This window comes from Acinetobacter endophylla (assembly GCF_053543775.1).
On sequence record NZ_JBLVOM010000126.1, the window covers coordinates 1 to 1587 of the forward strand.

Below are 1587 nucleotides of genomic sequence, written 5' to 3' on the forward strand. Positions count from 1 at the left end.
CCCTGAGGCTGACCATAATAAAATGACGATGCTTGTCCTTTACGTAGTGCACGCATGACTTCAATACCTTTAATTGTGGCATAAGCCGTCTTCATAGATTTGAATCCTAATGTGGCCCTGATGATCCGCTTTAGCTTGCCATGATCACATTCAATCACGTTATTTTTATACTTAATCTGCCTGTGCTCAAGGTCTGGTGGACATTTACCTTCCCGTTTTAACCGTGATAAAGCACGTCCATATGTGGGTGCTTTATCCGTGTTGATCACTTGTGGAATTTGCCACTTCTTCACATTATTTAAAATTTTTCCAAGAAAACAATAAGCTGAATGGGTATTTCGTCTAGCAGAAAGATAGAAATCAAGAGTATGGCCACGTTGGTCAACTGCACGGTATAGATATGCCCATTTGCCATTCACTTTTACGTAAGTTTCATCCAGATGCCATAAATGTCGATCTGTAGGATTACGCCAATACCAACGTAAACGTTTTTCCATTTCTGGAGCATAACGCTGAACCCAGCGATAAATTGTGGTGTGATCAACATTCACTCCACGTTCGGCCAGCATTTCCTGAAGTTCACGATAGCTGATGCCATATTTACAATACCAACGAACAGCCCAAAGAATGATTTCACCTTGAAAGTGCCGACCGTGGAAGGGATTCATCTGCTGTATCTCGAAATAAATAAGATATTTAGCTTATCATGTCAGCCTATTTGCAACAGTGCCGAATGCAAAGCCTTGGAAAGATCAGCAAGTCAGGTCTATAGAACGAAATGAGTTATTGAAAACAGTCAAACTGCTAGGAAGGTCACTTTGGAAAAAGTGGTCTGGTTATCATCGTCGAAGTTTGGTGGAAACCAAGATGCATTGCATCAAATTATTAGGCGATAAATTAACAGCAAGGAGTTTTCCTAGTCAGGTGAATGAGATTCATGCACGCGTAGCCGTCTTGAACAAATTCACAGAATTGGGGCGCCCTCACACCCAAGTTGTCACTTGAATTTGGCTCAATTAGGATCGCTCTATCTTTCAAACCTTTATGCAACAAAGCCAGTCCCTATGTTAATTTGAAGAATGCTTCAATCTGACGGCTGCGAACCGCCAGGGACAGGCGCAATGTCAGATTCTGTCGCGGCCTTGGCGCGTGCCTGGAAGCGTTCATAGCAATCCAGCCCGCAGAAATGTTCGACGTATTCCGCGCCTTCCGGGGTGAAGGCGGCATCGAGCGGAATTTCTTTGCAGCATACGCAGCAGGTGGTGCAACTGGCAGTGTTCGGGGCGTTTGCGTTCATGGTGGTACTCCTCCAGATTGGTAGCGAAGCTCAAAGCTGCCCACTCTCGGCTGGCTGGGAAGCGGTCATGATCTTCCCTTGAAGGCCCGCAGCAGCCGCGTCACAGACAGGACAAACAAGCCGGTCAGCGTGAGGGCTGCAATACCCCAGTGCTCCCCGATGAACGCGCCGGCCGTCGTGCCGGCTAGCACAATGGCGAGAATCGGCAAATGGCAGGGACAGGTGAGCACGGCCAGCGCGCCCCACAAGTAGCCGGTGATCGGTTTGTGCGTCTCAGACGGCAAGTGCTC

At 47.5% G+C, this 1587-nt stretch carries 3 protein-coding genes and 1 pseudogene; 1 reads left to right on the forward strand and 3 read right to left on the reverse strand.

The annotated features are described in order from the left end of the window. A partial coding sequence (locus tag ACNPNW_RS05750; protein WP_448766697.1) for an IS6 family transposase occupies positions 1-668 on the reverse strand: 668 nt, incomplete at its 3' end. Positions 669-732: 64 nt separating this feature from the next. On the opposite strand from ACNPNW_RS05750, the pseudogene ACNPNW_RS05755 reads away from it, so the two are divergent. Next, positions 733-1005, forward strand: a pseudogene (locus ACNPNW_RS05755) (transposase); the annotation flags it as partial. Positions 1006-1084: 79 nt separating this feature from the next. Here the strand turns inward: ACNPNW_RS05755 and ACNPNW_RS05760 are convergent. Continuing rightward, the gene (locus tag ACNPNW_RS05760) at positions 1085-1297 is read right to left on the reverse strand and encodes a DUF3330 domain-containing protein (RefSeq protein WP_000993245.1); all 213 of its coding nucleotides are present in this window, start codon (positions 1295-1297) and stop codon (positions 1085-1087) included. A gap of 65 nt (positions 1298-1362) precedes the next feature. Further along, on the reverse strand, positions 1363-1587 hold a 225-nt coding region (gene merE / locus ACNPNW_RS05765), incomplete at its 5' end, for a broad-spectrum mercury transporter MerE (RefSeq protein WP_448766698.1).